At 26.0% G+C, this 6,000-nt stretch carries 7 protein-coding genes; 3 read left to right on the top strand and 4 right to left on the bottom strand.

Annotation, left to right across the window (positions count from 1 at the left end; genetic code table 11):
- From ACRCYC_RS15520 to ACRCYC_RS15510, 3 genes are all read left to right on the top strand, one after another.
- Positions 1-501, top strand: a 501-nt coding sequence (locus ACRCYC_RS15520) for a DUF2975 domain-containing protein (protein ID WP_438620012.1), incomplete at its 5' end; no start/stop codon positions are given.
- A 229-nt stretch (positions 502-730) separates the two neighbouring features.
- Complete coding sequence (locus ACRCYC_RS15515; protein ID WP_438620011.1) at positions 731-1,051, top strand: DUF3796 domain-containing protein; 321 nt, start codon at positions 731-733, stop codon at positions 1,049-1,051.
- 67 nt (positions 1,052-1,118) lie between these two features.
- Positions 1,119-1,631: a DNA topology modulation protein gene (locus ACRCYC_RS15510; protein ID WP_438620010.1), complete on the top strand. Its 513-nt coding sequence runs from the start codon at positions 1,119-1,121 to the stop codon at positions 1,629-1,631.
- 72 nt (positions 1,632-1,703) lie between these two features.
- Here the strand turns inward: ACRCYC_RS15510 and ACRCYC_RS15505 are convergent, their stop codons facing one another.
- The 4 genes from ACRCYC_RS15505 to ACRCYC_RS15490 all read right to left on the bottom strand — a co-directional run bounded on the left by ACRCYC_RS15505 (position 1,704) and on the right by ACRCYC_RS15490 (position 5,942).
- A complete protein-coding gene (locus ACRCYC_RS15505) occupies positions 1,704-1,823 on the bottom strand; it encodes an OadG-related small transporter subunit (RefSeq protein ID WP_438620009.1) in 120 nt (39 codons plus the stop codon).
- Between the two features lie 11 nt (positions 1,824-1,834).
- Positions 1,835-2,956: a sodium ion-translocating decarboxylase subunit beta gene (locus tag ACRCYC_RS15500; RefSeq protein WP_438620008.1), complete on the bottom strand. Its 1,122-nt coding sequence runs from the start codon at positions 2,954-2,956 to the stop codon at positions 1,835-1,837.
- Positions 2,957-3,148: 192 nt separating this feature from the next.
- Positions 3,149-5,185, bottom strand: a complete 2,037-nt coding sequence (locus ACRCYC_RS15495) for an ABC transporter permease (RefSeq protein WP_438620007.1) — start codon at positions 5,183-5,185, stop codon at positions 3,149-3,151.
- On the bottom strand, positions 5,175-5,942 hold the full coding sequence (locus tag ACRCYC_RS15490; RefSeq protein WP_438620006.1) for an ABC transporter ATP-binding protein: 768 nt from the start codon (positions 5,940-5,942) through the stop codon (positions 5,175-5,177). The genes ACRCYC_RS15495 and ACRCYC_RS15490 overlap by 11 nt, the downstream gene beginning before the upstream one ends.
- Positions 5,943-6,000 lie beyond the last annotated feature (58 nt).

Raw genomic sequence — 6,000 nt, 5'->3', positions numbered from 1 at the left:
ATATATTATCAAAAGGGGTTGATATTTATGAAAGCTACATTTTCAAAAGATATTTTAAATTTTATACTATATTTCTTATTAGTAATACTGATACTGTATACTATAGGCGTTCCTATAGCATTTATAGTTCAATCAGTTCATTCTCCTAACATAATTTCATTGATTAATATGATTACAAATCTTATATACACATCAATGTATTTAATAGTAGTAATATGCTTAATACGAATAGTAGGTAGTACTTTAGCAAGTCCATTTATACATGAAAATGTTAAGAGATTTAGAATAATGGGATATTGTTTAGTAATAAATACAGTATTTGAATGTATAATTGGGTATAATGCAGCAGCTACATCAGGGGTAACAATCATAGGATCTGATAGGGGCGGAATTACACCACTTATGCTTATCTGTTTATTATCAGCACTAATGTGCTTTGTAATGGGAGAAATTTTTGATAAAGCAATAAAAATTAAAAATGAAAGTGACTTAACAATATAAAAACTTATATATACATTTAAGAGGGTATCGTATTTCACGATATCCTCTTAATTTTAACTATAATAAACTTCTATACTACATATTATAGTTATATATTACTTTTAAGAAACCGTTGCCAGTGCTTATCATTAGTGCTACATTTATAAATATAAATAAATTTTAATATTAAGGAGTTGATAATATTAATAATATTCAATCTAAATTACGCTCTAATAAATGGATTTCTATTTTGGGATTATTAGGTTTTTTCGGCTTTGTTACTAAACCAAACGGAGATCCAAACTACTTTTTCTTTATTTTTTTCTCATTCTTCTCTTGGTATTGGTTGGCTAAACTAGAAACCAAATCTTCTAGTAAAAGTTTTCTAGTAAACCTTCAAAAATCAACATCATTCTTATTAATACTTCCTATGTTATTATCATTTTTTATTTTATTCTTTTTAGATAGAGGTACAAATCCTCAAATAGTATTGGCATTTGGGTCTATTGGATATTCAATTATTTTTATTCTTTTGCCTATGATAGTTTGTTGTTTAGATGCTAAAAAATAGAAATTATATTTATTTCATATCTTATTTGTATAAATTTTAAAAATAACTTTTACTAAGAGGTGATATAATGAAAATCGCAATAATCGGTTACAGTGGAAGTGGAAAATCTACACTTGCTAAAAAACTTTCAAAACATTATAAGATTCCGGCTTTGTTTCTCGATACCGTGAATTTTTTACCTAATTGGATTGAGCGAGATGCGAAAGAAGGTAGTTTTATAGTAAATGATTTTCTGAAAAATGATTCTTGGGTAATAGATGGAAATTATAATAAATTTTTACAAAGGCAACGATTAGAACAAGCTGATATAATAATTTTTTTAGATTTTCCTAGAAGTATTTGTTTTCGTAGAGCTTTTAATAGATATTTAAAGCATAAAAATTCGACTCGTGAAGATATGGCTAATGGGTGTATTGAAAAATTTGACTTCGAATTTATTTGGTGGATTCTTCATAAGGGTCGTAATAAAGATAAACGAAACCATTATAAAGAAATAGAAAAACAATTCAAAGATAAATTTGTAACGCTTAAAAATCCAAAAGAGGTTGATTTGTTTTTACAAAAAAATCTTAATATGTAATTAATTTAAATATATATACTATAAAAATCAAAAGAGGAGTAACAAAAAGTTACTCCCCTTTTGATTATAAATTCATTTTTGGTCCATTTTAGATAATAATTTCATTGATGCATAAACTATTCCTGTAACAATAAACACACCACTCATCCCAAGTGCCATCAATCTTAATCCTTGTTGAAGTTCTACTAACATATCCCACTCTCCTAACTTAATAAACTAAGTATTAATCCACCAGCTATAACTGATGCTATTTGACCTGATACATTTGCACTTATTGAATACATTAGTACAAAGTTAGTAGGATCTTCTTTTACTGCTAACTTTTGCACTACCCTTGCTGACATTGGAAATGCTGATATACCCGCAGCTCCAATCATAGGATTAATTTTTTCTTTTCTAAATAAATTTATAAATTTAACAAAAAGTACTCCCCCTATAGTGTCAAATATAAATGCTATAAGTCCCATACCCATTATTAATAAAGTAGATATTTGCAAAAATTGTTCTGCTTTCATTGTTGATGCTATAGCTAAACCTAAAAGAATTGTACTTATATTTACTAATTCGTTTTGTGCTGATTTAGATAAACTTTCTACTACCCCAGATTCTTTCATTAAATTACCAAACATTAGAAATCCTATAAGAGGTACTGATTGTGGTGATATAAGTCCAGCTACTAATGTAACTATTATTGGAAATAGTATTTTAGTTCGCTTAGATATTTTATCTTCTTGATATTGCATTTTTATCATTCTTTCATTTTTAGTTGTTACCAATTTTATAGCAAAAGGTTGTATTATTGGTACTAATGCCATATATGAATATGCAGCTACTGAAATAGGCCCTAGTAAATTCCTTGCTAATTGTGAGGCTACAAATATTGAAGTAGGTCCATCTGCTGCCCCAATTATACCTATAGATGCAGCTTCATTTATTTCAAATCCTAATAACAAAGCTAATATTACGGTAAAAAATATTCCAAATTGAGCTGCAGCTCCTAAAAAAATCATAAATGGTTTTTGTAAAAGTGGCCCAAAGTCTATCATTGCTCCTATCCCTATAAAAATAAGTAATGGAAATAATTCTGTTGCTATCCCTTGTTCAAATAGTAAATCTAGTATACCTTCTATTGGTGTTCCATTTACAACCTGACTTATTGCTCCTGATAGTGGTAAGTTAACCATTATCACCCCAAAACCCATAGGTAATAAAAGTGTTGGTTCAAATTTTTTAACTATTGCTAGATATAGCAATATACCCCCTATTGCAATCATAGCAATTTGATTAGGTGTTATACTCATAATTCCTGATAACAAAATTTCCATTTTCTTACCCCCAATAAATTTATATCGTTATCGTATTCTACTATTAAAATATTTATTTTTATTATGATATATGCATAAATAAAATTAAACCAAGTATAAAAATTCAAAATGAAAGTTGTTTAACAATAAAAAAGAAGGATATGTCAAATATAAGTTGTCTATATTTTGGCATGCCCTTCTTTTTTATTTTAGTTAATTATTTTTATTTACAATACGCTTATATGCTTTATATGTTCCAAAGAAGTATATAGCATAAACTACACATATACTTAATACTGCACCTATATTGGTTCCTACTGTATTATAGTCTCCAAACATTTTGACCACGTTATTTGCTACCTTTATTCCAAAATAACTATGAACTAATGCTAGGGCTATTGGAAGTGAGAAATATATGAATACTTGTATAAAAATTGATCTGTTTATCATCTTTGAACTTACTCCAAGTTTTTTAAGTATTTCATATCTTCCTAAACTTTCTGTTGCTCCTGATAATTGGTTAAGTGCAAGTACTGCTGCACTAGATATTAAAAATATTATCCCTATATATAAACCAATATATAAAAATGTAGCTGAGTTAGACATATTAATTTCTAAAACCATTTGTTTGCTCACAAATAATAAGTATGAACCATGGTCTTTTTGATATTGAATTTGTTTATTTTCACTTTTTTCAAGATACTTTGTTATTTTATTTTCTGTATCTTTTTTATCTCCTTCATAATTTAAACTTAAACATTTTTGACTTATATCATATTTATCTGCGTATTTATCTTCAACTACAAATGTTACAAAATCAAATTTAGCTAAATCATTCATTAAAGATTGATATTGGTAATTTTTATTTATTTTAAATTCATCATTTCCTATTTTTATACTTTTATTATTTTTTATATATTCTTTTATTGGATTCTCCATAGCAGATATGTTTGTAACCAAAATTACTTCTTTATCTTTTAAATCTATTTGTTTTTTACCTTGCATTTTATTTAACTTATTATAATCTGATAGTTTTATAATAGGAACATTAGAATCTATCATAAATTTTATTTGTTTAGATAAAAAGTCATCTGAAGTATTTTCAAACATTTTAATAAAACTCACAGGAGAATCGTAAAAATTGTAATCTATATATTCATTTGAGTAATCACTTACATTAAAATCTAAATTTTTAAGTATTTCACTTAACTTTTCATTATTAAAATTTATCTTTTCTTTAGGTCTGTATCTTTCTATTACAGTCACATCATATGGAGTTTGAATCTCTGTCGAACTTTCTATAGATTTTTTTAATCCTATGGCTGTAGAATACATACCAATTGAAATAAATAACATTAAACATATAATACTCATTGATATATAGTTTGTATTAATTCTACTGTTTAATTGTCTTAAAGTAAAAGTGTTAAGATTTTTTAGATATAAGTTTTTATCATTTTGAACCAATTTTATAAAAAATCCTGCCAAAGATCTGAAAAATAATATCGTACCTACAACTCCTAAAAGTATCGATAAATTAAAAGTATCATCTCCTATGTTTATAAGAGCATTTTCTAAAATCAATTTATATGCAAATCCTAAACAAACTATAGATATTATAAACAGTAATACAGATAATATTAAGTTTGTACCTTTTAACTTTTCATTTTTTCTTTGACTATTTATTAAATTTATAAGCTTATATCTTGAAACTACTATAAAATTTAGAATCATAGTTATAAAAAACATTATGCTAAAATCTATTATTGTTTTTATACAAGCTTCTTTTGAAAATACAAATTGATACTTTTTCATATCAATTGCAAATAATTTTGCTGTTAGTGAAGCTAGTCCCTGCGATAAAAATATTCCTATAAATAGGCCTATAACTAAAGACATAACCCCAACTATTATAGTTTCATAAAATAGCATAAAAGCAATTTTACTTCTACTAATACCTAGTGTCATATATATACCAAATTCTCTATTTCTTTTTTTGATTATAAAGTTATTTGCATATATTATTAAAAATCCTAGGATGAAAGATACAAAAACTGATACTATTGAAGTTATCCTATTTGTCATTTCCATTAACATTTTTTGATTATCTGACATATCCATCATAGCTGTTTGAGCTTCTACTGAGTTAAATATATAAAATATGCAAACACCTAAAGCAAGTGTAAAAAAATAAATACTATAATCTTTTATACTTCTTTGGACGTTTCTTTTTGAAAGCTTAAATAACATTGTTATTGTCACCTCCTAAAAGAGTAACAACTTCTATAATTCTTTTGAAAAACTCTTTTCTATCATCATTTCCTCTTATTAATTCATTAAAGATTTTTCCATCTTTTATAAATAAAATTCTTTTACAATAGCTAGCTGTAAAAGCATCATGAGTTACCATCATTATTGTAGAATTCATATTTTCATTTAAATCAGATAGATTTTCAAGTAAAACTCTTGCTGATTTTGAATCTAGAGATCCTGTTGGTTCATCTGCAAGAATTAAAGCTGGTTCATTTATTATAGCTCTTGCACAAGCTACTCTTTGCTTTTGCCCTCCTGATATTTCATATGGAAATTTACTTAATATATCTCCTATACCCAGTCTATTTACCACACTTTTTACCCTTTTATCTATTTCTACTCCCTTTACTCCTAATACAGATAATGCTAAGGATATATTTTCATATACTGTTAAAGTGTCTAGTAAATTAAATTCTTGGAATATAAATCCTAAGTGTTCTCTTCTAAACTTTTCTATATTTTTTCTTGATAAAGTTGTTATATCCTTATCTTCAATTTGTATATTTCCAGTAGTTGCTTTATCTATTGTAGCTATACAATTTAAAAGTGTAGTTTTACCACTTCCACTAGGGCCCATAATTCCTATAAACTCACCCTTATCAACTTCAAATGAAATATTATTAATAGCTTTTGTTAAATTTTTCTTATTCCCATAATATTTTTCTATATTTTTAACTTTAAGAACTGTACTCATCTTATCTCCTCCACATTTTTAATTTATACTTATATCTTATAGCCTTTAGAGGATTTAA

Source organism: Paraclostridium sp. (assembly GCF_051657365.1).
In the GTDB taxonomy this organism is placed as follows: domain Bacteria; phylum Bacillota; class Clostridia; order Peptostreptococcales; family Peptostreptococcaceae; genus Paraclostridium.
The sequence above is the reverse complement of the archived record's forward strand: the minus strand, read 5'-3'. Positions and strand labels throughout refer to the sequence as shown.